This window comes from Acinetobacter bereziniae (genome assembly GCF_016576965.1).
Classification (GTDB): domain Bacteria; phylum Pseudomonadota; class Gammaproteobacteria; order Pseudomonadales; family Moraxellaceae; genus Acinetobacter; species Acinetobacter bereziniae.
The window spans coordinates 4,208,838-4,233,595 of record NZ_CP066119.1 but is presented as its reverse complement, the minus strand read 5'-3'; the positions used below and the strand labels follow the sequence as shown (position 1 = coordinate 4,233,595).

The following is a 24,758-nucleotide window of genomic DNA, read 5'->3' as shown; positions in this document are numbered from 1 at the left end:
TTCAATGGGAAAAGAGGACGACACTTTTTCCTTTATTAATTTTGTTTTGTGCTTGAAAAATAAAACCTGCCAAAAGGCAGGTCTTATTTTTTCAGTGATTTAACTTCTTAATGTTGTAACACTGAAATATCCGCAACGCTTGTAAATAATTCTCGCAACTGAGCAAGTAAACGTAAACGGTTTGCTTTTAACTCGGCATCATCCGCCATGACCATAACACCTTCAAAGAAAGCATCAATTGGTGCACGAAGAGCTGCCAACTTGGAAAGCGCAGTGGTGTAGTCTTTTGCATCTAAAAGCGGCTGAACAACAGGAAGGATATTTTGAATCTCGCTATAAAGTGCTTTCTCTGCATCTTCTACCAGTTTAGCTTCAATAATCTCACCAGTAGGTGTAGCTTCTTTCGCCAAGATATTTGCAACACGTTTATTTGCAGCAGCAAGAGCAGCAGCTTCTGGTAAATCACGGAAATGATTCACTGCGGTAACACGCTTATCAAAATCTAAAGGTGATTTTGGTGAAAGGGCTTGAACAGCCTGAATCACATCAACGGCAACACCTTGGTCTTCGTATTTAGCACGATAACGACCTTCAAGGAATGCCACAGCATCGGCTAAAGTCTTCGCATGATCTTTCAATACATCGCCATAAGCAGCCAAAGCTAACTTGATGAGTTCTTCAATCGAAACATCAAGATTATTTTCAGTCACTAAACGCAAGATACCAATCGCAGAACGACGTAAAGCAAATGGATCTTTCGAGCCTGTTGGTGCTTGACCAATACCAAAAATACCTGTGAGGGTATCTAAACGGTCAGCAAGCGCAAGCGTTGTACCTGTTTTGGTTTTTGGTAGAACATCGCCTGCAAATTTAGGCAGATATTGCTCACCTAAAGCTTCAGCAACTTCATCATTTTCGCCTTCAATGCGTGCATAGTAAGTACCTGCAATCCCTTGCAGTTCAGGGAATTCACCGACTAATTCAGACGTTAAGTCACATTTAGCAAGCAGTGCGGCTTTTTCAACATCCGCAGGGTTTGCACCTGTGATTGCAGATAATGCCACAGCCAATTTAGCAATACGCTCAGACTTATTCCAAAGTGTTCCTAACTGTGCTTGGAACACCATATTGGCTAATTTATCTTTACGTGATGCAAGTGGCTGCTTTTGATCTTGTAAGAAGAAGAATTCAGCATCAGACAAACGTGGACGTACAACTTTTTCATTCCCTTCAATAATTTGAGTTGGATCTTTAGACTCAATATTTGAAACAGTAATGAAATAAGGTTGTAATTTATTGTCAGCGTTGACCAAACAGAAATATTTTTGGTTGTCTTGCATGGTCGTGATCAAAGCTTCTTGAGGAACAGCAAGGAAACGTTCTTCAAAACTTGCACGAAGCGAAACAGGCCATTCCACCAATGCTGTCACTTCATCACGAAGATCTGCCGGTACAATCGCAGTCGCATTCACTTCATCTGCCAAAGCTTTGACTTGTTGATCAATGATCGTTTGGCGCTCAGCAAAGTCAGCAACAACATAAGCCTGACGTAGTGCATCTAAGTACGCATCTGGGTTTGCCAATACAATAGCTTCTGGTGCATGAAAACGATGACCATAAGTCACATTGCCTGTTTTGTGATCTTGAATCGATGCATCAATTACAGCATTGTCTTTCAGCAATACTACCCACTTCACAGGACGGACAAATTCGGTACGGCTTGCAGCAGAACGCATGCGTTTAGCAATTGGCAGGTTATCTAATGCTGTTTGTAAAATTTGTGGAAGTAAAACGTCAAGGCTTTGACCTTTTACATCTTTTAGGTAACAAACTTTTTCAACTTTACCGGCTTGGAAAGTTGATACTTGATCTGCTGTAATGCCTTGACCACGCATAAAGCCTTCCAAAGCTTTGGTTGGTTTGCCTTCAGCATCATAAGCCGCTTGAACAGCAGGGCCATCAAAACGCTTTTGGGTGTCTGCTTGAGCAGCATCCACATTGACGATCTTCAAGGCCAAACGACGTGGTGCAGCGTAAGCTTCAATAGCTTCAAATGCCAAACCCGCTTCATTTAGCCCTTTTTCTGTTTCTGCTTTTAAGGCATCACGTAACGTTTTTAGGCTTTTAGGTGGTAACTCTTCACAGCCAAGTTCGAATAAAACAGTATGTTTAGACATTATTTATTCTCCTCAGCTTTTGCTTCTGCTTCAACTTGCGCCTTTAACTGTGCTAATACTTCATCACGTAAATGTGGTTCCGCCATTGGGAATCCTAATTTTGCACGGGCAGCCACATAGCTTTGCGCAATAGAGCGAGCCAAAGTACGGACACGTAAGATATAACGTTGACGCTCAGTGACTGAAATAGCACCACGGGCATCAAGCAAGTTAAAACTGTGGGATGCTTTGATGACTTGTTCATATGCAGGAAGCGGAAGCTCAGCTTCCATTAAACGCGTTGCTTCAGCTTCATAAAAGTCGAACAGCTCAAACATTTTTTCAACGTTGGCATATTCAAAGTTATAGGTCGATTGTTCAACTTCGTTTTGATGGAAAACATCACCATACGTCACTGTACCAAACTGACCTTTGGTCCATACCAAATCGTAGACAGAATCTACGCCTTGTAGGTACATTGCCAAACGTTCAAGTCCATAGGTAATTTCACCAGTCACTGGATAACATTCAACACCACCTACTTGTTGGAAGTAGGTAAATTGAGTGACTTCCATCCCGTTTAACCACACTTCCCAACCTAAACCCCAAGCACCCAGTGTTGGAGATTCCCAGTTGTCTTCTACAAAACGAATGTCATGGGTTAAAGTATCAATACCGATTGCTTTTAACGAGTCTAAGTAAAGCTGTTGGATATTGTCAGGGTTCGGTTTAAGTACAACTTGGAATTGATAATAGTGCTGTAAACGGTTTGGGTTTTCGCCATAACGCCCGTCTTTTGGACGACGTGATGGTTGAACATAGGCTGCGTTCCATGTTTCAGGACCAAGTGCGCGTAAGAATGTTGCAGTGTGGAATGTCCCTGCACCCATTTCCATATCGTAAGGCTGTAACACCACACAACCTTGTTCAGCCCAGTAGTTTTGTAAGGCAAGAATTAAGCCTTGGAATGTATCAATATGCGATATGGCGCGACTCATGCAGCATCCACTATAAGTATTAGAAAAAATTGGTTCTAAGTATAAGGATTTTGCGGAGGTGTGGCAAAGGTTAGTCTACAAATATTGACGCTCATCGCAGATCAGTTCAGGTACATTTTTTAAGATTTTCTTTTGAGATCAAATTTTTCATTTGATTGGCCTCTTTTCTTATTTTCATTTCCTGAATATGTGCCTCGATTTCTGCATCTGGGGAGTCTGTATCTATGCTGGGTTCTGAGGTAGAGTTCTCAGAAATTAAAATGAGGCCATCTCTAAAAAAAGCCCAGTCTTTTTCAATGGGCGGGGTATTCTTTACACTTGTTTTTGTTTTTAATAGACAGATTTTACCTTTCTTGATCAGTGTGAGTTCAAGTACGCTTAAAGGGTTGTTTGCAATTTCAATCTGTTGAGTTTCTAAAATTACAGGTTCATTCGATGAAAGGCAGGCGCTAAGAAAAAGACAAGAAGTTAAAGTGATTATAAGGGGTGTTTTGCTCATCATTCATAATTAAAAAGTTAAATTATATATTTGATATTAACACAAAAAAAATAAATTTATTAACTTTTGGATTGTGAACTGTCTTTTGAGTGTTAGATATTAAGCATGGATCAGGGGGATACGATGAGGCTTTATTTCATGTTAAATAAATGAATTATTTTAAGATATTTACCATGACATTTTTGAACCTTCGTTTTATATTTAAGGCTAAAATTTTAATTCAGAACTTCAATCACAATAATTTTTAATAGAATTGATCAAGATGCAAAAACAATATCGAAACAAACTTTGGATAAGCCTTTTACTTATTTTAATTGCTGTCATTTCAATCCCATCCATTCATCTAATTAAGACTAAAATGAATGAACATCAAGCCATGGAACACATTCCAACAGGCTATCGAGATGATGCTAGTCATCTGAATCTAACTAAAGTACATGGTGTAGTGGACGTTGAAACCTCACCACAGGCAATTCAGAGTCAATTAAAAACATTGCTTCAGTATGCCAATGAAAGACATTTAAAAATCTCAATTGCCGGTGCAAAACACAGTATGGGAGGACATACCATCTATCCGGATGGTATTACATTGAATATGTTGCCTTATCGCCATATGAGTCTCGATGAAAAGAATAATATTTTAACCATCGGCTCTGGCGCAACTTGGGAAGAGGCACTCCGTTATTTAGACCGTTATGGTAAATCAATTGCGGTCATGCAATCTTTTAGTAATTTTTCTATTGGCGGTTCAATAAGTGTAAATGGACATGGTTGGCAAAAAAATTCGCCTCCAATTTCGTCTAGCATTGAATCATTTACATTGATGAATGCGCAGGGGGAGATATTAGAATGTAGTCGTAGAGAAAACCCTGAACTGTTCAAATTGGTGATCGGTGGTTATGGATTATTTGGCATAATTCTCGATGTAAAATTAAAAGTGGTAGACAATGTTGCTTTGGTATTTAACTCTATTGCTGTTTCACCAAAGGATTATTTAGAACAATATCAACGGATTGTGAGTGAAGATACAAACGTGCAGTTTGCATATGGACGGTTACGTATCTCAGATAAACACTTTTTAGAACAAGCCACTTTAAATTATTTTGAAAAAATAGATAAAAAGCCTTTAGCCTTATCACAACAACAAAGTAAAAATGCCGAAACTAAACGTATTGTGTTTCGTGGTTCTGTAGATAGCGAGTATGGTAAGCGTCTCCGTTGGGATCTTGAAAGTAGTCTTAATTCAATATCGCCTTATACAACATTCAGCCGCAATGAAATTCTAAGTGAAGATGCCTCATTGATTGAAAATAAAGATCCGAACTCAACAGATTTATTACATGAATACTTTATTCCAAAACGCTATTTGGCACAGTTTGTTCAAGATTTAAAGCCTGTTTTAAAACATAAAAAAGTCGACCTACTCAATATTACTATTCGAGAAGTCGAATATGATCCTGATGCTTTTATGAATTATGCAAGAGAGGACGTTTTTGGTTTGGTTTTTTTATTCAACCAAAAGAAAACACCACAGCAGGAACAGGATATGCAACAACTGACACGGCAATTGGTCGATATTGTTCTGAAAAATCATGGCACATATTATTTACCTTATCGTTTACATATTCGTCCTGACCAGATGCGACTGGCATACCCACAGGCAGATGCATTTTTCAGTTTGAAGAAAAAATATGATCCTGATGAGCTTTTTAGTAATCAGTTCTATCTACATTATCGCTAACAGAGTGTGGTTGAGAGGAAAGTACTTGTAAAAATGCCCAATAACAGCAACCTGAAAATATTGCAATTGCATAGAAAAACCAATCACTGAATAATTTCCAGATGGGCGTTGGGAACGCGCCCGTAAAAACCAAATAACCAATCATAGTAACAATTAGCCACATCAATAATGAACCCGCGAAAATACTGAAAAAATTGAGCCAATATTTATGTGCAAGCCATAAAGAAAGCGCATATGCAATTGGAATGACGATCACACAGTAAATCAAATAAATCATTAAGCTAATGCCGAATACGGTCAGTAACGACTGCACATCATATTGATGATTCATGAAAAGAAAAAAAGTGATTAATAGGATTAAGCTAATACTCGGCGCTAAAAATAAAGCTTTTAAAATAGATTTATTGCTATATTGAACCATGATCAAAACAACAAAAGAGATTAAATAATGAAATCATGCCTAAAAATGATTATTTTTTCTACTGTGATTTTTTCCACTTTGCTATATGCGGAAAATCAAAATGTACAGATAGATGTATACAATAAATGTGTTGATCAAACCATAGAAGAACTTGGATTGGGCAATATTAATAATGCTGTTGTAGAAATATGTAGTCATCAAGGCAAAGCATTCTATGAAAAAGAAATTGTTAAAGTGTTGGATCAGATTAAAAAACAAAGTCAAAAAGACAATCAACAAGAACGTTATACGGACCTGATGAAATCTCAACGCTTATGGAAAGCATATGTTGATCAGGAGTGTCAAAACGCAGGGCGTTATATTGGTTCACCGATGTATGAATTTTGCCCTATGCAAGAATATGGCAAAAGATTAGAGCAGTTAACTGAATATACACGATAAAAAATCACTGTGTGAGAAATATAGTAGAAAAATTTATACAGCTAAGATGGATAATAAATACATCTTATAATCACAACAACGTATAATTCGCACTTCAACAGTGCAAAAGTGCAGGATCGTCGTGTTTCATACGCAACTTGAATGGTTAAATACCTTAAAACCCAATTTTAAAGTGTTACCCCTAAAAGATCGGTTACTTTGTGGCTTAGGCGCACTTTTAGGCTTGGCGATATCTTCACTGATCTGTTGGTATGTATTAGGTGGCTTTAACGCATGGTATATCGCACCGATGGGAGCATCCTCTGTATTGCTATTCGCAGTGCCCGCAAGTCCTTTGGCGCAACCATGGAATATGGTGGTTGGAAATACCATTGCTGGTCTGATTGGTGTGACATGCGCACTCTTGATTTCCAATCCAACGGAAGCATTTAGTATAGCCGTTGCATTGTCGATCTTCTTAATGATGAGCACCGATTCATTGCATCCGCCAAGTGGAGCTGTGGCAATTACTGCTGTATTGGGCGGTGATTCGGTACACCAACTGGGCTATCATTTTATTTTCTATCCCGTGTTGATCAACTCTGTATTTTTGTTGGCTATCGCAATTATTTTTAACAGAATGCTAGGCAAACAATATCCCCAAAGTGCACAGCTCAATGTTCGATCTAAAGACCCAACACCAACACAGAAGGTCACCATCCAACCCCAAGATATTCAAGAGGTCTTAGAGTATCAAACTCAGCTTTTAGACATTAGTGAATATGATTTACAAAAAATCATTTTAGAAGCACAAGAGAAAGCCAATGCACGTGCAGTTCATGAGTTTCTTTGTCAGGATATTATGAGTAAAGATGTGATTCGTTTAGACGAGCAGGACGATATTCACCAAGCTTTGGACAAATTCAAACGGGTAAATTTAATGAGTTTACCTGTGGTCAATGCCGCACATGAATTGGTGGGTACATTGGCGCTGTATGAAATTGTGGAATGGTTTAAACGAGCGGCTGATCCACGAGCCTCATGGGAGCACTTTGTCAAACAAATTATGAATCGACAGGTCGTAACTGTACAACCAACACAGCCGATTCAAGATCTTGTGCCATATTTTGTGGAACGGTCTTTTAACTACATTCCTGTGATTGAAAATCAGAAATTGGTGGGAATTATCAGTCGCGCAGATATGATCGCCGCATTGCAACAACAGTTAAATCATCAAAAATAAAGTGATGTTGAATAAAAAAAGCTACAACAGTTTGGGGGAACTGTTGTAGCAGAAAAGGGAAAAGTGTTTAAAAGAATGTTAATTAATGGGTTTTCTCTTCATAAATGGTACGTACGGGACGCTGATAACCTTGATGATCATTCAAACGTAAATTCTGTTTAGGCATCAGTAACCAAAGAATTAGATAGACCAGAATACCTGGGAATGCAGCACTCATACATGAAACAATCACGAAAATGATGCGCAGCAAAGTCACATTCCAACCAAAACGTTCAGCAATACCGCCCATAACACCGGCGATCATATTATGTCGGCTTGAACGATATAAACCAGAATTGGTCATTTAAATCTCCTTAGAAAGTTATCTGTTACAGATCATGCTTTAGCACTATAAGAACAATCTCTGTACTTTTAATAATGGAGTTCTGACACAATTCTTCAAGTAAAGTGCCGATAAAAATTGTTAATACTGTGTAACAATGTTTCTTAAATTATTCAAAATACTGTAAAAAAGCGGACGTAAAGCAAGTGCTGACGAGTTGAAAAAAAAGTGTTTTTTATACTTTTGTAAAAAAAATACCGTGAAGATTTCGAGAAGTGGTACAACGCAATACTATATGCGCATGTAGATGAATGTTTGACATGTTTTTTACTCAGTATATTTGGGTTATTGGGATTTATGCATTTGATGGTTCATAAAACAAGCTTCCTTGGAATTTTAGGTATAGGTATCTGTAGCCTATTGAGTGCTTGTGATTCTTCAAAATCGAACAGTAAGCAGCAGGGATCTTCTGATTCACAGAATTCATCTAGTGAGATTGCTTTGCAGGAAGCAACACAAGCTGTACCTGCCAGTGATGGCAAGAAGTTGAGTGAAGTTGCGGGGCAGGCGACCTTACCTGCAATGGCAGAGATTAAAGGTTTTGCACCACAGCGTGAAACCTTACCATCCAAAGCTGAAGAGTTTGTTGGACGCTATCATGTGCAAATCAGCTGTGATGATCCATTTGCCAAGTGTGAACAGGGTAGTGCAGAGTTTATTATCAACTTACTCGCAGATGGAACAGCGCATCGTACATTTGTATATATGGGCAAAATAAGCAATGAAAATAGTGATGTAAAATCAAATCGAAGCTATCAAAAAAATACATGGATTTATGATGACGCGCAGCATGAAATCATTGTAAATCGAGTCGAAGGAATTCAATTTTTTTATAAAGTGGATGAGAAAAATAATTTGGTGATGGATATTGATAAAATTCTTAATGGAACTGAAGAGAACCGTTTGTATTTTGCTCAACACCATACAGAGCCAATGAAAGCGTATGTCTTAAAGCGTTTTGAGAATTAAAACAGATAGATCGTTTTTAAATTTGGTGGGTTGTGTGGGGTTCGAACCCACGACCAATAGATTAAGAGTCTACTGCTCTACCAACTGAGCTAACAACCCAATACTTGTCTAAAAGTGTTTAAACAAAAGTAAAAGATCAAGCAAAATTTCGAGAACGGCGAAGCATCAAAAAAGATGATGTTTTGTCTAGGTCGGAATATTTGCAGGTTTCGTTTCTAGTATAGTACTTAAACAGTACAGAAAGAAGCCCGAAGAAAGAATGGTGGGTCGTCCGCGATTCGAACGCGGGACCAACGGATTAAAAGTCCGCTGCTCTACCAGCTGAGCTAACGACCCTGAGTCTGGATGTATAAAGTATCACTTTATCCGAATCAATGAAAATCTAGATTTTCATTCGGTATCCATGTTCAGATTGAAACATATAGATGGTGGGTCGTCCGCGATTCGAACGCGGGACCAACGGATTAAAAGTCCGCTGCTCTACCAGCTGAGCTAACGACCCTGAGTTAGGATGTAAAGTAAAACTTTACTTAAAGCGACATGAAAATCAGTAATTTTCATTCGATATCCATACAGGTCAAAACAATAAGTGGTGGGTCGTCCGCGATTCGAACGCGGGACCAACGGATTAAAAGTCCGCTGCTCTACCAGCTGAGCTAACGACCCTTTTGTTTTGATGGAGCGTATTTTAGCAAGATATTGATAGAGCGCAAGTAAAAATTAAGAAAGTTTGCAACGTTCGGTTATAAATAACACAAAATCAATTAAAAAAGCCCTGAAAACAGGGCTTTTATTTCTAGAAACGGTATTTATAAGCTTCGATATTGGCATAAACTTCAGCTGTGACATCACAATATGCTGTCGCACTTGGCAATAAAACCAGTAAACGATCAGAAGTTTTTTCAGGATTAAAAGCCTGTTCCTTCAATTTATTCTTCTGATATTTAAATGTTCCAGTCGTTTCTACAATCTGTTGAATACGTAAAAAAACTGGAACTGCATAAGCAGGTAAGTTCTTTTTAAAATCTGTAACCATCTGGCTTAAATCTTGTTCTGTCAGCTGTTCGCCTTCATGCAAGGTGATTGCTGCCATACCGGCACGACCATTGGTATTTGGAATCTCAACGCCGTAAACCACTGCTTCTGTAATCTTGGGATAGTCGCTACAGATATTTTCAACTTCTGTGGTAGATACATTTTCGCCTTTCCAACGAAAGGTATCTCCCAGACGATCAACAAATTGAGCATGACGAAAACCGATATCACGAACCAAATCACCTGTAATGAAATAAGCATCGCCCTTTTTAAAGACATCTTTCATGATCACGGATTTGTTTTTTTCGGGGTCTGTATAGCCATCAAAAGGAGAACGTTTGGTAATTTTACCAATCAGTAAGCCCACTTCACCTTTTTTGACTTTTTGGCAGTAGCCATCTGCGTCACGTACTGCTTCGTTACTTTCTTTATCAAACTGTACAATCGCATAAGGAGTAGGTGAAAACCCAACAGTATTATCAAAATTGAAGATATTACTGAACCCCACATTGCCTTCACTTGAAGCGTACAGTTCAAGAATTTCTTCTACGCCAAAACGCTGTTTAAACTTGTTCCAGATATTTGGACGCATGCCATTACCGATCATTTTGGTAACGCGGTGTGAATGATCAAGTTCTGATGGGGCTGCATCCATAAGATAGCGACAAAGTTCTCCTACGTACCCAATTGCAGATGCGTTAAATTTTTTCACATCTGACCAAAATGCAGAGGTTGAAAATTTACGTCGAATTGCCAAAGCCGAACCACCTGCAATGACGCCACACCAACATACCACCATGCCTGTTGCATGGTAGAGCGGTAAAGTACAGTACATTACGTCATCTTCACCTAAATTTAGGATGTGACCATAGGTTCCATAAGCGAGTGTCCAACGACTGTTGGTGAATATAACCGCTTTAGGTAATCCCGTTGTTCCAGAGGTATAGATATAAAATAATCCATCTTTACCTTTAACATTGTGGGTTGTTGCTGGATTAAATTTAGGGAATGCATCAATTTGCTGTGCAAGATTGATATAGCCTTGTGGTGCACTACCTGGTTCTTTTAAGGTGTCTTGATCTGCAAACCAGTGTAGGCGATCTGAAGCGATGTTTAAATCTTGACGAACTTCATCCACAGCAGCACGACATTCTTCTCCCACAACAATTGCCACAGGATTAACGAGGTTGACACTGTGTGTGAGTACTTTGCCTGTTTGTGAAGTGTTCACAAGTGCAGAGGTTACGCCAATTTTTGCTAAAGCGATCACTGTTGCAATCAACTCTGGACGATTCTCGATCATCACAGTGATCACATCGCCTTTTTTTATACCAAGAGAAAGATAGAAATGTGCAATTTGATTTGCCCAAGCATTCAGTTCTTTATAACTGTAGCGTTGGTTTTCAAATAATAACGCATCTCCATATGGATTACGTTTGACCGCACGCTCAAAAGCTAGACCTAGCCCAGCAGGTGTGTTGGGCGTTCTGATATAAGCTTGTTTAAGTCCAGTCAGGATATTTGGAAGCTTATTGATGAGCTGTGGTAAGCGCTCGGCTACATCAGCAAATCCGATGAGATCGGTCTGTGTTGTTTGACTCATATCAATCCTATTTTTTTTTCGTAATCCGATACAATTTCTTAGTGTGTCATTGATCTGCATAAGGTACACATCAACTTTCATGTCATGTCTGCATTTAAATAAACATGTATACATGATCAGTAGATATTATTCTTAGTTCCAGATTCGAGAATCAAATTGGAAATAAAAACCACCTTATCGTTTAGACATTTGTCTTTTTAATCGTTTAAGACTAGTGCAATCAACCTAATCTGACAAATGTCTTTAAAATCTATTCAAAATAGCAAAAAAACCTAGCCATCGAAATGACTAGGTTTCCTTTAATCGCTATATTTTAAGCAAATTTGCTGAATTACTCCGCAGCAGGTGGTGTCGCTTTTTTCGGTGGACGTCCACGAGGGCGACGAGGGCGAGCAGGCTTTTCTTCTGTTGCCGCAACATCTGTCTTAGATGTTTCTGCCTCATCAGAAGTTGCTGTTGTATCTAAAGCTAAAGCTTGCTGTGCTTTTTGTGCTTTCTCTGTCGCGGCTGTTGCGCTTTTAGACGGTTTTGCTACTACTGTTTCAGTTGCTGTAGCTGTTTTAGCTGCAACAGGCGCTACTGTGGTTTCTACAGTATTTTCTGTTGGTGCTTTTTCTTCAACAGCTTTCGGTGCAGAAATATCTACAGTTGCTGTGTCTTCTGCTTTAGCTTCAGCTGGCGCTACGGGTTGTGCTTGTTCTTGATTTTGCTCAAGTTCAGCCTGATGCTCTTGCTTTGCTTGTACCGCAGCCTGTTTTGCTAAACGACGACGTTCGCGAGGGTCATTGGCTACACGACGGTCATTTTCAGGTTTTGGTGGAGTTAAGTCTAACACTTCAGCAGGTTGTGCTTCTGGTGCTGCTTTTGTAACAGCAACATCACGTGTCACAGGTTGCTTCGCAGGTTCAGCAGTTTCTTGAACCGTTAAGGTTGCAGAATACTCTTCTGTGAACTTAAGCAATGCACGATTGAATGTTGGAATTAGACCAAATTGTTCAATCAATACCGCACAATCATCACCATAGACATGGCGAATCAAAGAACCAACTGAGTACTGGTTTAATGTCGGTACTTGTGAAGGTCTGATCTTTGGTGTTGCTGCTTTTGCTTGTGCTGCTTCACGCTGTTGACGACGTTTTTGACGAGGATCATTGCTCGCACGTTGAACAGGTTGCTGTACTTCAGCCTTTTCAATACTGAGCTCTGGTTCAGCCTGTGCATGCTGATTTTCTTCAACAGGCTTCGCCACAGGTTGAGTTTCAACAGGGCGAGGTGCTTTTGCGACAGTTTCGCCTTTTTCATGACGATCATGTTTCTTCGCTTTTGCAGGTACTGTGGCTTGTTGTGGTGTCAACGCAACAATTTCACTTTGAGCCTGATCAAGATTGACCACCAATGCAGTTGTCATTGACGCATGTTGTGGTGCATCAATAATTTCAACTTTTGGTTGTTTCTCTTGAGTTTGAGCTAACTCTACAGGTGCGTTGTGAGGCGCTGATTGTTGCTCATCATTAAATACGCTGCTGTCGCGATGGCGATTTGGGCGATTTGGGCGTTGTTGATGATTGCGATCACGACGTGGAACAGCTTGCTCATTGTTGCTATCAGCCTGTTGATCGTGTTGTGAACGCTGTTGCTTTTGTTGGCGACGTTGATCACGTTGCTCTTGACGCTGTTCTTGGCGTTGCTCTTGACGAGTCACTTGAACAACTTCTTCGATCACTTGATGTTGATCATTCGCTTGTTCACGAGACTCTTTATGCTTATTGCGATTTTTGTTTTTATTGTTGCGTTGAGATTTTTCTTCTTTCTCAACATGTTTTTCATATTCACGCGGTTCTGACTTTTGAACAGGTGTATGTGAAAGATAAGCATTGGTTTCAGGAACAATCTGAGCTTCAATCGCTGCTGAAGCATGCTGATTGATTTGACCAAACTGACCACGGCTGACAGCTCCACCATTAATCATTTGCTCAATTGCTGCTGCTGCATTATTTGCAGTGCGTGATTGATCAATGGTTGCAGCTTGTTTTTGTACAAACAAGTTTTCTAACCAAGCGCATGGGCTTGATGATGTTTGAGCAATTTGTGCTGGTACTGCTTTTTGAGCTTGAGCAGGTTGTTGCTTTCTATTTTGCTTATTGTTTTGAGCTTGAACAGGTGCTGTATTTTGCTGAGTCTGTTCTTCTTCCAAATGCCATTCAGAAGATTGGTAACCCAATTCTTTTTCACTTGAACGTGTTGCTTCTGTACGCTCATAGCTTGTCGGCGCAAAGCCTTCTGGGTTATACGAAATTTCGTAATGTGGTGTTTCTAAATGCGGGTGAGGGAGTACAGTCACGCGTACATTTGAGGTTTGCTCTAAGTAAACTAGGCTGTGACGTTTCTCATTTAATAAGAATGCCGCAATTTCAACAGGCACTTCAACTTGAACTTCACCATGACGTTCACGAAGCGCGATTTCTTCAACCTTACGCATGATTGAAAGAGACAGTGAGCGTAAGTCACGTACCATACCTGTACCGTGACAGCGTGGGCAGACATAACCTGTGGCTTCTTCCAATGAAGGACGTAAACGTTGACGGCTCATTTCCATCAAACCAAAACGTGACAATTGACCGAACTGGATACGTGCACGATCACTTTGTGTTGCTTCACGAAGTTTGGCTTCAACCATACGTTGATTACGTTCTTTGGTCATATCAATAAAGTCGATTACAACCAAACCACCGATATCACGTAAACGTAATTGGCGCGCAATTTCTTCCGCAGCTTCTAAGTTGGTGCTTAACGCAGTTTCTTCTACGTCGTGACCACGTGTTGATTTTGCTGAGTTGATATCAATTGAAACCAATGCTTCAGTTTGGTCAATGACAATCGAACCACCTGAAGGAAGTTTGACTTCACGTTCATAAGCCGTTTGAATTTGGCTTTCAATACCAAAGTGAGCAAACAATGGTTCATTCAAGGTATAGGTTTTGAGTTTATCCAATTGATTTGGCATTACTGCTTTAACAAAGTTATAGGCTTCGTTATATGCTTGCTCTGAATCAATTAAAATTTCTACAACGTCATCACGTAAGTAATCACGAATTGCACGTGTTACCACACCTGCTTCTTGGTGAACCAACATTGGTGATGGACCAGAGTTCGCTGAGTTTTGGATTTGCGCCCAAAGGTCCAATAAATGTTGTAAGTCGAGTTGTAGTTCTTCTTGTGAACGACCAATCCCCGCAGTACGTACAATGACACTCATACCACGTGGAGTGTTCAATGATGCCAACATCTCTTTCAATTCTTCACGAACTGATCCAGAAATTTGACGACTGATACCGCCACCTTTTGGATTATTTGGCATAAGCACCAAATAGCGACCAGCAAGTGAAATATACGTCGAAAGCGCAGCACCTTTATTGCCACGTTCTTCTTTTTCAACTTGAACTAAAAGTTCAGTACCTTCTGTGATTAACTCACGAATATTTGAAGTTTGACGAGGGTCTGCTTTGTAGTATGTATTGGCTATTTCGCGCATCGACAAGAAACCTTGACGACCTGCACCATATTCTACAAATACAGCTTCTAAAGAGGGTTCTACGCGAGTGACATGCCCTTTATAAATATTGGCTTTCTTTTGCTCACGGGTACGATTTTCTAAGTCGAAATCATAAAGACGGTGACCAGTGATGAGTGCAACGCGAACTTCTTCTGCATGTGTTGCATTAATCAACATACGTTTCATGGGTGTAACACCTAATAGTGATTCACACCAACAACTCGCTATCTGTTTAAGTGAAGCGAACATCTGAATATTGGATCAAAACTCAAACCATCAGTACATCTATATGATTTCAGTAATGAACCCACTTGTTTTGAGCAAGCTTGGGCTTTTGATACCTGTATTGATGCTGCAATACTTCTTTAATCTTTGCACAATTAAAGTTTTGAGGCTTTCACTGGTACTCAAAGTGGTGCATTGGATGACTGATTTGTTCGTCTTTCACTATCACATTGCTCGAAGAGTCTCTCAACTTTGGTGAGAGCGTCTTGATACGGAATGATCATCGTATCTTTACAAATTGTGCAGTTCCAATGCCTCAAACACTTATGTCCTGAAAAACACTCTAAAGCGACTTGTCTGATGTGTATCAGTTTATGTTTAAAAACCAACGTCTGGGTTGGCGACATATATTTTTAAACAAACCGATTTCTGTACTTTAAGTACAATTAAACGCAACAGTTTGTCTTTTTGCCGATATAATAAAGCCTTCGGCGTCGGCATATTCTTTTGGGACCTTTCCGCATCTGTCGTGAGGTTTACCTTTTATATTCCATTTTCAATGGGTGAAAGGAACATAATAAACTTCACTTACGGTGGTATCCGTGCGCTGACTATAGCAAACCTTGAATCATCTGCCTATGGGCTATACACTTATTTTGTATGAAAAGTATAGTCTAAATGATCAGTTTTTAATCAAATTTTAGTTTTTTATTGGATCACGTAACTGTATGAATTCTACGCAACAATGGCAAAGTGTCACTTGGTTTGAAGTGGACGAGCATCAAGAAGGTCAACGCATAGATAATTTCTTGTTTACGCGTCTTAAAGGTGTGCCAAAAAGTCGGATCTATCGCTTAATTCGTGAAGGGCAAGTACGCGTCAATAAAAAGCGTATTAAGGCTGAAACTAAATTGGCAATTGGTGATCAAATCCGTGTTGCTCCCATTCGATTTGAACAGAAAGATGAAACGGATGCTCCTGTGTCTGATAAAGTCGCACAGAGTTTACTCAGCCGTGTAATTTATGAAGATGAAGGGTTGATGGTGGTCAATAAACCTTCTGGAATTGCTGTACATGGGGGGAGTGGCGTAGCGTATGGTTTGATTGAAGGCTTGCGTGCGGCAACAGGCAAAAAATATTTAGAGCTGATTCACCGTATCGACCGTGATACTTCTGGTTTGGTCATGGTCAGTAAAAAACGCAGTACATTAAAAACACTACAAGACTTGCTGCGGGAGCATAAGATTCAAAAAACTTATGCCGCAATCGTGAAAGGACAGGTCAGTCTGGATCGTCAACTTATTGACCAACCATTATTGCGTTATGAGTTATCTAATGGCGAACGTCGTGTACGTGTGTCAAAAGATGGTAAAGAATCTAAGACGCAGTGGAATGTTGCTGAACGTTTTATGCATGCCACTTTGGTCTATGCGTCACCTCTTTCAGGGCGTACCCATCAAATTCGTGTGCATGGATTAAGTATTGGTCATCCTCTGGTTGGGGATGAAAAATATGGTCATGAGACAGAATATCGCGGACCAAATCCACGTCGCTTATGTTTGCATGCGATGCGCTTGGAAATTCCGGGTTATCCTGTGATTGAAGCGCCTTTACCCGAAGATATGCAGAGTTTGGTTGCACAGCTAAGAGCACAAAAGAAAGATTAATTGGATCAAACGATCCTATTCTTTTGCTTTATAGCATGTGGAAATTTGATGATCAAAATTTCCACATGTTTAAAATAAGTGATGACTTTAACCTGTCAAGGATGAAAATAAATCAATATCACCTCTCTTGGTCTGTGATACGGTAACCTTTATCGGGAATGTAAAGACCCAATCAACGGAACACATATTGGAAGTAATTCATGCAAAAGCCTGTAGAACTGATTGTCTTTGACTGGGATGGAACATTATTTGATTCAGTTGGGCAAATTGTTGAAAGTTTATTATTTGCTGCAAAAGTCTATGAACAACCCTTAACGCCTGAAGCAGCTAAAAGCATTATTGGTTTAGGGTTGCCTGAAGTGGCACAAGTGCTATTTCCTCAAGTTCCTGAATTGCACGCAGATATTTTGAAGTGTTATGGCGATCATTATGTTGAACACTCTAAAGATGATCAGTGGTTCGCTGGCGTTTCTGAGATGTTGTACGATTTAAAAAGTCAGAATATTAAATTGGCTGTTGCAACAGGTAAAAGCCGTCGTGGTCTAGATCGAGTTTTAGCTCAAACACAAAGTCTTGAATTATTTGAAGTCACGCGCGCAGCCAATGAGACTAAATCTAAGCCAGATCCTTTGATGTTGACTGAAATTTTAAATTACACGGGGATGGATGCTACACAGGCGATTATGGTGGGGGATACCTCATATGATTTGGAAATGGCGCAAAAAATTGCAATGCCGCGTGTGGGTGTGAGTTATGGTGTGCACAGTGTTGATGTACTCAAAACATTTAATCCCTTGATGATTGCCAATAATGTGACTGTTTTACATCAATTTTTAAAGACACAAATCAATACTTCTGAAGTTGCCTAACTGTCTCTTTACGTTGTTTGTATATGGCAAACAACGTTCTTTACTCAAAAGCAAAAAACATTACAAGAAAATTTTTTATGAGCCGCTCAATACGATTACTCACTTTACTACAACATTTACGGGAACAACGTTATCCGATTACTGCACGCCATTTAGCTGAGCATTTAGAAATCAGTGTTAGGAGCGTTTATCGGGATATTGAAAGTTTACGAGATCAAGGTGTTCATATCGAAGGCAGTGCAGGCTTAGGTTTTCAGCTCAAAGAAAACTTTTTGCTTCCCCCAATGAGTCTGGATGAAACAGAAGTTGAAGCAGTGTTTTTGGCATTGCATTGGTTAAAATCTGTGCCAGATCCTGCATTGAAAAGTGCCTCACATTCCGTCTTAACGAAGCTCAATGCAGTACTTCCAAAAAATAAACAGGAATTAATTAATGAAACCATGCTTCGTTCTATCAATCACTGGCTGGCTGTTGATGAAAAAACTGTAGAACAGGTGCGTTTGGCAATCCGCTATCAAGTCAAAATTGAAGTTGATTATTTAGATGAAAAACAGAATATTTCTACACGAGTACTTTGGCCATTTGTGTTGGGCTATTTTAACGACAAAATGCTTTTGGCTGCGTGGTGTGAATTGCGCGAAGACTTTCGAAATTTTCGTTTAGATCGCATTCAAAAAATGCATGTGTCAGAAACAGTCTATCCTGAATTTAAACGTCATCTTTTTCAGGCATGGTGGCAAAAAGAGCTAGAAAAGAAATCAAACACAAACGCTCCTGACAAAAACTGACACAGCCCATGACTATAGTTAAAGGACCACAATAAAGGAATGGAAAAAATGGGCTTAAAACTATATACCAACGCACAATCTAGAGGTCTTGTGATTGAGTGGCTAATGATTGAACTTGGTGCTGAATTTGAAAAAATTGAGTTGGCTTTTTATACTGAGATGAAATCAGAATCTTATCTAAAAATTAATCCATTTGGGAAAGTGCCAACTTTGGTTGATGGCGACATTGTGATTTATGAAATGGCGGCAATTTGTGCTTATTTGGCAGATAAATTTTTTGATCAGGGTCTTGCACCTGCATTAGATGATCCAAAACGTGGTTTATATTACCGTTGGTTACTCTTTGCTGCTGGACCGTGGGATGCAGCTAATTCGGATCGCGCCTTAAAGGTTGAAATTGCTGATGAACAAAAAAAGCATATTGGCTATGGGAATTTTCAGGATACCTATACGGCTTTAATTCAGGGCTTGGAACAAGCTCAACCCTATCTTTGTGGTGAGCAATTTACGGCAGCGGATGTTTTTGTGGGCTCGATGCTATTTTGGCAATTAAAGATGGCAGAGATTGAAAGTCATCCAGCAATTGAAAAATATCTTGATGCAGTCAAAAGTCGTAAAAATTTAAAAAATCCTCAATCGCTTTTTGCTGAGTAACTTTCAAGACGATGCAAAATCAGAAATTAGACTGGTTTTGCATCATTGTCTCGGAAAATTGAGGCGTCGCCGACAAATGAGAAATTATATTTTACGGTATGAGTTTTCAACAGTTTTACGATGACATTGATTCGAATTCATGTCGCTATTCAATATTTAGATAAAACCTGCGGCAACGTTAATACAGATCGCCAAAATTGTAGTGTTAAAGCCATAGGCTAAAAGGATATGTAAAATATTTAAGACACGCATTGAGCGAGAAGTAATGGATACATCAGCGGTTTGTGCAGAAGTACCGATCACATAACTAAAATATAGAAATTCAGGATAGGTTGGTTCAGGTGTTTTGGGAAAATCCAATCCGCCATCTTGATGCTTTGCCACAGCCAAATAAAAATCATGTGCATAATGAATGGCAAACACAGTATGCATAAATAACCATGCGAAAATAATGGTCAATATCGCCAAGCTCAAATGCCCAAATTTAAACATTGCATTGCTGGGCATATGTGAGAGTTCAACCACAATTGCAATGAAGCACATCACTAAAGCAAAGATGACCAAAAGTAAAATAATCCACTTACTGGCATCCTGTTGTTGGGCTCGCTTGAGAATGTGGGTTTGATGGGTTGCCCATAAAGTCTTCATGGTTAGTACTAGATAGATCATGATTGCGATATTCCAACCGAATAACAATTTGGTTGACCATGCCCAATCTGTACTTAGCCCCAATACAACATAAACCACAAAAGTGATAAGAAAAGTAATAAAAAAATAGGGACGAGATTGAATCCCTGTACGAATATGATGAAATGTCGATATCGCCACAATCATTCAGCCTTTACTATCATTGTTATGATTATTCAGAAATATCTTAACTGAAATAGCATCAGATGATGAGACTTATTGAGACTTATGTTGTCGTTCTTGATTAAAGAAAGTGAAAAGCTTCTAATACTTTGGAGGATATTTTTCTCTAAAATGAGAAATATATGCGATTGAAAGTAACTTATTCAAGTGTATTTGTTGCTTTCAACGATGAATAAGTTTCGCTGTTTGTAAGCAAGAGAATGTCTTAAGCACTCTGTGCGATGAATCATGTAAATACAGCATGAATTTATTCCATAGCAACATTTAATTGTCTATACGGTTGATATCAAGATGGAACGTTTTTGTCAGTAAAGCCATAAATTTTTGTACTGTAACAGCGTGGCTAAGTTTCTTATAGCTGACATATAAGTCTAAATAAGGAAGTTCAACATCTAATGGACGAATGACGGTATTACTCATTGCCAATGGAGCGATATAGCCAGGCACAATACTACAACCGAGCCCCATACCCACAGAATTGATATGAGATAAAATATTGTCTACTTTTTGCACAATATTAAATTCAATATGATGCTGCTTCGCAAAGTCTAAAATAGAATTGTGTAATGTACCTGATGGCTCTTCCGCAGGAATCACAAAATCAACGCCATTGAGTGCTTTTACTGGAATACGCTCGTATTGTGCCAGTGGATGGTCTTTAGGCAAAATAAAAATGAGTGGTTCACGCAATACAAATTTACTTTCGATTGTATCATTATGAAAATTATGCCGAGTAAAGCTGATATCCAAATCACCTTTTTTGATGGCACGTATTTGTTCGTGATTGTCTAAGCTGAGTAGCTCAATCTTTAAATCAGGGTTTTGAACTCTGAGATTGGGTAACACATAAGGGAAGACTTTCATTTCAGCAACAGGTACAAAACCTATGCGTAGTAATTGTTGTTTTGCCTTAGAAACTTGTCGAGCCATGGCAACAGCCTTATCTGCTTGTGCCAAGGTGAGACGTGCTTGCTCAAGAAAAACAGCACCTTCTTCTGTCAGTTCGACTTTCCGTTTGGTTCGATGCAATAGTTTGACACCGACATCTTCTTCAAGATCTTTGATTTGTTGGCTGAGTGAGGGCTGTGCAGTATAAAGCCTCAATGCTGCTTTACTGAAGTTCAGCTCTTCAGCCACAGTAATGAAGTATCTTAGGTGTCGTAATTCCATATAACTCGTCCAAAGAATAATCCAAAAAAAGTCTTATTAAGATTTTGCAAGAGTATAATCGATAAACAATGATCAGGTGAAGATGGTTATAGTATTTAGAAAATAAATGGATTATTAAAACCCATAGATATTTCAATATAGAAAATCCTCTTTTAAATAATTCTTAAAATATATTAATGAACAGCAATTCAATATTTAATCATTATTCTTTTAACTACAACTTTTTGAGCTTATTACCGTATGAGATGATCTAGATTTATCTCATACGGTATACAGGCTTTATCGTCTTGATTACTTTTTCAGTTTCAAATGCAAAATTGGAAAGGGATTACCTTCCGCATCAAGTTCAGAGCGCGCCATTTGTTGAAAATTATGTTTAAGATAAAACTCTAAAGCGCGAGTATTTTGTTCATTGACATCCACTTCATCCGCACCTAATTCAAAAGCTTTTTGAATCAACAGTGAGCCAATACCTTGATCAAAAAAAATAGGGTTTACAAATAGCATTTCAATTTTTTTATAAGCTAGCCCCATAAAACCTGCAATTTGCTGTTCGCGTTCCACATGAAACAATTTTACATGGTCAAAGTAATGGTGCTGAATGATTAATTCTTTAATTTGCAGAATATGTTGTTCATTTAAAAAATCATGTGTTGCACGTACAGATGCCTCCCAAATTTCTAATAATTGTGGGTGGTGCTTTGAATGAGTCATTAGAATAGGGGTTAAATCAGATTGCATAAAAAGATTCACTCAATTGTGAAAAGCAACAAAAAATAAAAATAAATCACAAGTTGTTTGGTTAATATGAGGCAGGATAGGTATAAAAATCAAATTGATGTATTTGATGATAAAAAGCAGGACAATAAATGTCAGATTCCAACAAAATTGTTGTATATGCAGCACTTTTGGGCAATTTAGCAATTGCTTTGGTAAAGTTCATCGCCGCTTATATCACCAATAGTTCGGCTATGTTGAGTGAGGCTGTTCATTCCGTAGTCGATACACTCAATGAAATTTTATTATTGTATGGCTTAAAGAAATCTCAGCAACCTGCAAATTATCAACATCCTTTTGGCTATGGTCGAGAGTTATATTTTTGGGCATTTATTGTTGCATTGTTGGTTTTTGCATTGGGTGCAATGGTTTCAATTTATCAGGGTATTCAACATATTCGTCATCCAGAAGTTATAGAATCACCTTTGGTGAATTATGTTGTACTTGGATTTGCAATGCTGTGTGAAGGAACTTCGTGGTTTATTGCCTTAAAAAGCTTTAAGAAAATGAAAGGAAAAATGGGCTATTTTGAAAGTTTCCGCCGCAGTAAAGATCCTACGACATTTACAGTGCTTTTTGAGGATTCTGCAGCATTGATCGGCTTGATCATTGCCTTTGTTGGTATATTCTGCGCACAACAGTTTGATTTACCTATATTGGATGGTATTGCTTCAATATTGATCGGTGTGGTTCTTGCAATCTCTGCTTTACTTTTAGCCAGAGAGACGAAAGGACTACTGATGGGTGAAACTGCTGATCCAAAACTGCGTCATAATGTATTAGAAGTTGCTCAGGAAGATCCTGCCGTATATTCAGCAAATGGTGTATTGACTGAACAAATGGGTGCTCATCAGGTGATTGCATCATTAAGCTTAGAGTTTAAAGATGGTTTAACCTCTGATGAGATTGAAGCATGTGTCAACCGAATTGAAGTAAAGATTAAAAGTATTCATCCCGAAATCGTGGCATTATTTGTCAAGCCACAAACACAGCAAGTTTGGCTTGAAAGAATGAAAGGGCGTTTAGAGTAATCATGTCGAAACAAGAGCCAATCGTCCGTTTGGATGATAAAACGGTACAAGACCATACAATGCAAGAAAAGACAATTCAATCTGAGCATATACAGCAATTGCATTATCGAATTGATACTGAAAATTGTTTGTCACACACCTGGTATAAACCTGTATTTAGTGTAATTGGTTCTAAGCAACACAATGGCGAACGTTTCTTTAATGAAGTACCTAAACCACAAGGTCGTAGCCGTTGGGATCTTATGAAGTGGCTGGGAACACGTAAATCCTATACTTGGAATGTAGACACTCAAAAAGAAGCAGCAGAGTTTTATGCAACTAAGCGGCTACTTCCGCAAAATCGCCAAGAAGTCGATGATCACGATTGGCAAGTCTGGTTTGTGAGTCATGCCACGGTGTTGGTACAAATAGGTCCTTATAATTTCTTAACTGATCCTGTTTGGGCAGATTATGTCAGTCCAAAACATGGTCGTGGTCCAAAACGCGTTATTCCTGCAGGAATTGCTTTAGAACAACTTCCAGAAATTCATGCTGTTTTATTGAGTCATAATCACTATGACCATATGGACTTAGCAACATTGAGATGGTTGCATAACAAATTTGCGATGCCGATCTACACGGGTTTAGGCAATGCCAGTTATTTACCTAAAGAATTTCATGTGATTGAAATGGATTGGTGGCAATCTGCACTTTTTAAAAACTTAAAAATCGTTTATACGCCAGCACAACATGGTTCTGGTCGTGGTTTACGTGATCAAAATATTGCTTTGTGGGGTGGATTCTCGGTCGTGTCTGAGCATGGTCATTTCTTTTTTGCAGGCGATACAGGCTATGGACCACATTTTAAAGAAATTCAAAAGCGTTTAGGTGCACCACGTATTGCATTATTGCCTATTGGTGCATATGAACCGCGCGCGTTGATGAAATATATGCACATGAATCCACAAGATGCATTTCAGGCACATTTAGATTTACAAGCTAAACGCTCTTTGGCGATACATTACCGTACTTTCCAATTGACTGATGAAAATCGTGATCAGCCTGAACTTGATTTACAAAAGGCCATGAAGAATTCATCGAAAATGGTGAATCCATTCTATTGCATTCGTGAAGGACGTAAATTGGTGGTCTAACTTATATCAATGGTTGAGATAAAAATGATAAAAATAGCTTTAAGTATACTGTTGTTGAGTTTGACATTCACTTCGGTTGTGGCAAAACCTGCATCAGTTGCAGCAACTGATGCAACAGATTGTGTTTCAGATGAGCTGTGTGCTGTTGCAGAACAGTTGCGTTCATCATCTGATGATTCTGAACGGATTAAGCCTCTTCATGAAAAATATGATTTAGACACAGGGGATGAATGGAAATTAATTCATCAGCATGCAGATACTCAATTTTTTGAAAGTATCACCACCATATTTGATGGTAATCAACTTATCCAAGCTTGGGTGAAAAGTGTGCATCCGAAAAAACAATATACAATTAATTATTATCAACTATTATGTAAAGATCGGACATTTACTCGACTGGAACAATTTAAGAGTCGAGATGATCAGGATTATAAACGGGTCAAAAGAGTAGAGCATTATCGTCAAACACAACCTTTTGATCAGGCAGGTGAATTGCTTCCAGTTTTAGAAAAGTTATGTTTATAAATTAAAATGGATGAACTTAATTAGAACAT

Annotated in this window: 21 protein-coding genes and 4 tRNA genes; 11 read left to right on the top strand and 14 right to left on the bottom strand. The window is 38.8% G+C overall.

The window, feature by feature from the left end; all coding sequences use genetic code 11:
• Positions 1-107: 107 nt before the first annotated feature.
• The 3 genes from glyS to I9192_RS19795 all read right to left on the bottom strand — a co-directional run bounded on the left by glyS (position 108) and on the right by I9192_RS19795 (position 3,656).
• On the bottom strand, positions 108-2,177 hold the full coding sequence (glyS, locus tag I9192_RS19805) for a glycine--tRNA ligase subunit beta (protein ID WP_005035513.1): 2,070 nt from the start codon (positions 2,175-2,177) through the stop codon (positions 108-110).
• On the bottom strand, positions 2,177-3,154 hold the full coding sequence (gene glyQ, locus I9192_RS19800; RefSeq protein WP_004826512.1) for a glycine--tRNA ligase subunit alpha: 978 nt from the start codon (positions 3,152-3,154) through the stop codon (positions 2,177-2,179). Before glyQ ends, glyS begins: the two co-directional genes overlap by 1 nt.
• A gap of 106 nt (positions 3,155-3,260) precedes the next feature.
• Positions 3,261-3,656 (bottom strand): hypothetical protein, encoded by a 396-nt coding sequence (locus I9192_RS19795; RefSeq protein WP_005035518.1) that lies wholly within the window; start codon positions 3,654-3,656, stop codon positions 3,261-3,263.
• Between the two features lie 259 nt (positions 3,657-3,915).
• On the opposite strand from I9192_RS19795, the gene I9192_RS19790 reads away from it, so the two are divergent.
• Positions 3,916-5,394 carry an FAD-binding oxidoreductase gene (locus tag I9192_RS19790; protein ID WP_005035520.1) on the top strand — a complete coding sequence of 493 codons (1,479 nt, stop codon included), beginning with the start codon at positions 3,916-3,918 and terminating at the stop codon, positions 5,392-5,394.
• Here I9192_RS19790 and I9192_RS19785 read toward each other — a convergent pair.
• Positions 5,363-5,725, bottom strand: a complete 363-nt coding sequence (locus tag I9192_RS19785; protein WP_227559280.1) for a hypothetical protein — start codon at positions 5,723-5,725, stop codon at positions 5,363-5,365. The two genes, I9192_RS19790 and I9192_RS19785, sit on opposite strands and share 32 nt — an antisense overlap.
• Before the next feature lie 117 nt (positions 5,726-5,842).
• Here I9192_RS19785 and I9192_RS19780 point away from each other — a divergent pair, with 117 nt between their 5' ends.
• Both I9192_RS19780 and I9192_RS19775 read left to right on the top strand, forming a co-directional pair.
• The gene (locus I9192_RS19780; protein WP_005035525.1) at positions 5,843-6,256 is read left to right on the top strand and encodes a lysozyme inhibitor LprI family protein; all 414 of its coding nucleotides are present in this window, start codon (positions 5,843-5,845) and stop codon (positions 6,254-6,256) included.
• A gap of 121 nt (positions 6,257-6,377) precedes the next feature.
• Positions 6,378-7,478, top strand: coding sequence for an HPP family protein (locus tag I9192_RS19775; protein WP_005035527.1), 1,101 nt, complete (start codon positions 6,378-6,380; stop codon positions 7,476-7,478).
• Positions 7,479-7,560: 82 nt separating this feature from the next.
• Here I9192_RS19775 and I9192_RS19770 read toward each other — a convergent pair whose 3' ends face one another.
• The gene (locus I9192_RS19770) at positions 7,561-7,821 is read right to left on the bottom strand and encodes a PspC domain-containing protein (RefSeq protein ID WP_005035529.1); all 261 of its coding nucleotides are present in this window, start codon (positions 7,819-7,821) and stop codon (positions 7,561-7,563) included.
• 345 nt (positions 7,822-8,166) lie between these two features.
• Between I9192_RS19770 and I9192_RS19765 the strand changes: the two genes are divergently transcribed.
• Positions 8,167-8,829 carry a hypothetical protein gene (locus I9192_RS19765; protein ID WP_200150010.1) on the top strand — a complete coding sequence of 221 codons (663 nt, stop codon included), beginning with the start codon at positions 8,167-8,169 and terminating at the stop codon, positions 8,827-8,829.
• Positions 8,830-8,852: 23 nt separating this feature from the next.
• Here I9192_RS19765 and I9192_RS19760 read toward each other — a convergent pair.
• The 6 genes from I9192_RS19760 to I9192_RS19735 all read right to left on the bottom strand — a co-directional run bounded on the left by I9192_RS19760 (position 8,853) and on the right by I9192_RS19735 (position 15,206).
• Positions 8,853-8,928: transfer RNA gene (locus tag I9192_RS19760), tRNA-Lys, on the bottom strand.
• 161 nt (positions 8,929-9,089) lie between these two features.
• Positions 9,090-9,165: transfer RNA gene (locus I9192_RS19755), tRNA-Lys, on the bottom strand.
• A gap of 90 nt (positions 9,166-9,255) precedes the next feature.
• Positions 9,256-9,331, bottom strand: a tRNA-Lys gene (locus I9192_RS19750).
• 88 nt (positions 9,332-9,419) lie between these two features.
• Positions 9,420-9,495 (bottom strand) — tRNA-Lys (locus I9192_RS19745).
• A gap of 130 nt (positions 9,496-9,625) precedes the next feature.
• Positions 9,626-11,467, bottom strand: a complete 1,842-nt coding sequence (locus I9192_RS19740; protein ID WP_005035534.1) for a long-chain-acyl-CoA synthetase — start codon at positions 11,465-11,467, stop codon at positions 9,626-9,628.
• A 331-nt stretch (positions 11,468-11,798) separates the two neighbouring features.
• A complete protein-coding gene (locus I9192_RS19735) occupies positions 11,799-15,206 on the bottom strand; it encodes an Rne/Rng family ribonuclease (protein WP_200150009.1) in 3,408 nt (1,135 codons plus the stop codon).
• A gap of 767 nt (positions 15,207-15,973) precedes the next feature.
• Between I9192_RS19735 and I9192_RS19730 the strand changes: the two genes are divergently transcribed.
• The 4 genes from I9192_RS19730 to I9192_RS19715 all read left to right on the top strand — a co-directional run bounded on the left by I9192_RS19730 (position 15,974) and on the right by I9192_RS19715 (position 19,223).
• Positions 15,974-16,912, top strand: a complete 939-nt coding sequence (locus I9192_RS19730; RefSeq protein WP_004826533.1) for an RluA family pseudouridine synthase — start codon at positions 15,974-15,976, stop codon at positions 16,910-16,912.
• Between the two features lie 200 nt (positions 16,913-17,112).
• Positions 17,113-17,781 carry an HAD-IA family hydrolase gene (locus tag I9192_RS19725; RefSeq protein WP_004826534.1) on the top strand — a complete coding sequence of 223 codons (669 nt, stop codon included), beginning with the start codon at positions 17,113-17,115 and terminating at the stop codon, positions 17,779-17,781.
• A 77-nt stretch (positions 17,782-17,858) separates the two neighbouring features.
• Positions 17,859-18,569, top strand: a complete 711-nt coding sequence (locus I9192_RS19720) for a helix-turn-helix transcriptional regulator (RefSeq protein WP_200150008.1) — start codon at positions 17,859-17,861, stop codon at positions 18,567-18,569.
• 48 nt (positions 18,570-18,617) lie between these two features.
• A complete protein-coding gene (locus tag I9192_RS19715; RefSeq protein ID WP_151780697.1) occupies positions 18,618-19,223 on the top strand; it encodes a glutathione S-transferase family protein in 606 nt (201 codons plus the stop codon).
• Positions 19,224-19,379: 156 nt separating this feature from the next.
• On the opposite strand, the gene I9192_RS19710 is transcribed toward I9192_RS19715, so the two are convergent.
• The 3 genes from I9192_RS19710 to I9192_RS19700 form a co-directional block, all read right to left on the bottom strand.
• Entirely contained in the window at positions 19,380-20,057 is a 678-nt protein-coding gene (locus tag I9192_RS19710) for a DUF1345 domain-containing protein (protein WP_151713972.1), read from the bottom strand.
• Between the two features lie 300 nt (positions 20,058-20,357).
• Positions 20,358-21,263, bottom strand: coding sequence for a DNA-binding transcriptional regulator HcaR (gene hcaR, locus I9192_RS19705; protein WP_005035548.1), 906 nt, complete (start codon positions 21,261-21,263; stop codon positions 20,358-20,360).
• Between the two features lie 291 nt (positions 21,264-21,554).
• Positions 21,555-22,004, bottom strand: coding sequence for a GNAT family N-acetyltransferase (locus I9192_RS19700; RefSeq protein ID WP_005035550.1), 450 nt, complete (start codon positions 22,002-22,004; stop codon positions 21,555-21,557).
• A 128-nt stretch (positions 22,005-22,132) separates the two neighbouring features.
• Here I9192_RS19700 and I9192_RS19695 point away from each other — a divergent pair, with 128 nt between their 5' ends.
• Genes I9192_RS19695 through I9192_RS19685 form a run of 3 tightly spaced genes read left to right on the top strand, consistent with a single transcriptional unit; the run spans position 22,133 to position 24,729 of the window.
• The gene (locus I9192_RS19695) at positions 22,133-23,071 is read left to right on the top strand and encodes a cation diffusion facilitator family transporter (RefSeq protein ID WP_004826547.1); all 939 of its coding nucleotides are present in this window, start codon (positions 22,133-22,135) and stop codon (positions 23,069-23,071) included.
• Positions 23,072-23,073: 2 nt separating this feature from the next.
• Positions 23,074-24,204 carry an MBL fold metallo-hydrolase gene (locus I9192_RS19690; protein WP_005035552.1) on the top strand — a complete coding sequence of 377 codons (1,131 nt, stop codon included), beginning with the start codon at positions 23,074-23,076 and terminating at the stop codon, positions 24,202-24,204.
• Positions 24,205-24,228: 24 nt separating this feature from the next.
• Positions 24,229-24,729: a hypothetical protein gene (locus tag I9192_RS19685; RefSeq protein WP_005035555.1), complete on the top strand. Its 501-nt coding sequence runs from the start codon at positions 24,229-24,231 to the stop codon at positions 24,727-24,729.
• Positions 24,730-24,758: the final 29 nt, after the last annotated feature.

Coding starts and splice junctions, on each gene's coding strand:
- glyS (WP_005035513.1), bottom strand. CDS start 2,177: ATGTCTAAACATACTGTTTTATTCGAACTTGGCTGTGAAGAGTTACCA.
- glyQ (WP_004826512.1), bottom strand. CDS start 3,154: ATGAGTCGCGCCATATCGCATATTGATACATTCCAAGGCTTAATTCTT.
- I9192_RS19795 (WP_005035518.1), bottom strand. CDS start 3,656: ATGATGAGCAAAACACCCCTTATAATCACTTTAACTTCTTGTCTTTTT.
- I9192_RS19790 (WP_005035520.1), top strand. CDS start 3,916: ATGCAAAAACAATATCGAAACAAACTTTGGATAAGCCTTTTACTTATT.
- I9192_RS19785 (WP_227559280.1), bottom strand. CDS start 5,725: ATGAATCATCAATATGATGTGCAGTCGTTACTGACCGTATTCGGCATT.
- I9192_RS19780 (WP_005035525.1), top strand. CDS start 5,843: ATGAAATCATGCCTAAAAATGATTATTTTTTCTACTGTGATTTTTTCC.
- I9192_RS19770 (WP_005035529.1), bottom strand. CDS start 7,821: ATGACCAATTCTGGTTTATATCGTTCAAGCCGACATAATATGATCGCC.
- I9192_RS19765 (WP_200150010.1), top strand. CDS start 8,167: ATGGTTCATAAAACAAGCTTCCTTGGAATTTTAGGTATAGGTATCTGT.
- I9192_RS19740 (WP_005035534.1), bottom strand. CDS start 11,467: ATGAGTCAAACAACACAGACCGATCTCATCGGATTTGCTGATGTAGCC.
- I9192_RS19735 (WP_200150009.1), bottom strand. CDS start 15,206: ATGAAACGTATGTTGATTAATGCAACACATGCAGAAGAAGTTCGCGTT.
- I9192_RS19730 (WP_004826533.1), top strand. CDS start 15,974: ATGAATTCTACGCAACAATGGCAAAGTGTCACTTGGTTTGAAGTGGAC.
- I9192_RS19725 (WP_004826534.1), top strand. CDS start 17,113: ATGCAAAAGCCTGTAGAACTGATTGTCTTTGACTGGGATGGAACATTA.
- I9192_RS19720 (WP_200150008.1), top strand. CDS start 17,859: ATGAGCCGCTCAATACGATTACTCACTTTACTACAACATTTACGGGAA.
- I9192_RS19715 (WP_151780697.1), top strand. CDS start 18,618: ATGGGCTTAAAACTATATACCAACGCACAATCTAGAGGTCTTGTGATT.
- I9192_RS19710 (WP_151713972.1), bottom strand. CDS start 20,057: ATGATTGTGGCGATATCGACATTTCATCATATTCGTACAGGGATTCAA.
- hcaR (WP_005035548.1), bottom strand. CDS start 21,263: ATGGAATTACGACACCTAAGATACTTCATTACTGTGGCTGAAGAGCTG.
- I9192_RS19700 (WP_005035550.1), bottom strand. CDS start 22,004: ATGCAATCTGATTTAACCCCTATTCTAATGACTCATTCAAAGCACCAC.
- I9192_RS19695 (WP_004826547.1), top strand. CDS start 22,133: ATGTCAGATTCCAACAAAATTGTTGTATATGCAGCACTTTTGGGCAAT.
- I9192_RS19690 (WP_005035552.1), top strand. CDS start 23,074: ATGTCGAAACAAGAGCCAATCGTCCGTTTGGATGATAAAACGGTACAA.
- I9192_RS19685 (WP_005035555.1), top strand. CDS start 24,229: ATGATAAAAATAGCTTTAAGTATACTGTTGTTGAGTTTGACATTCACT.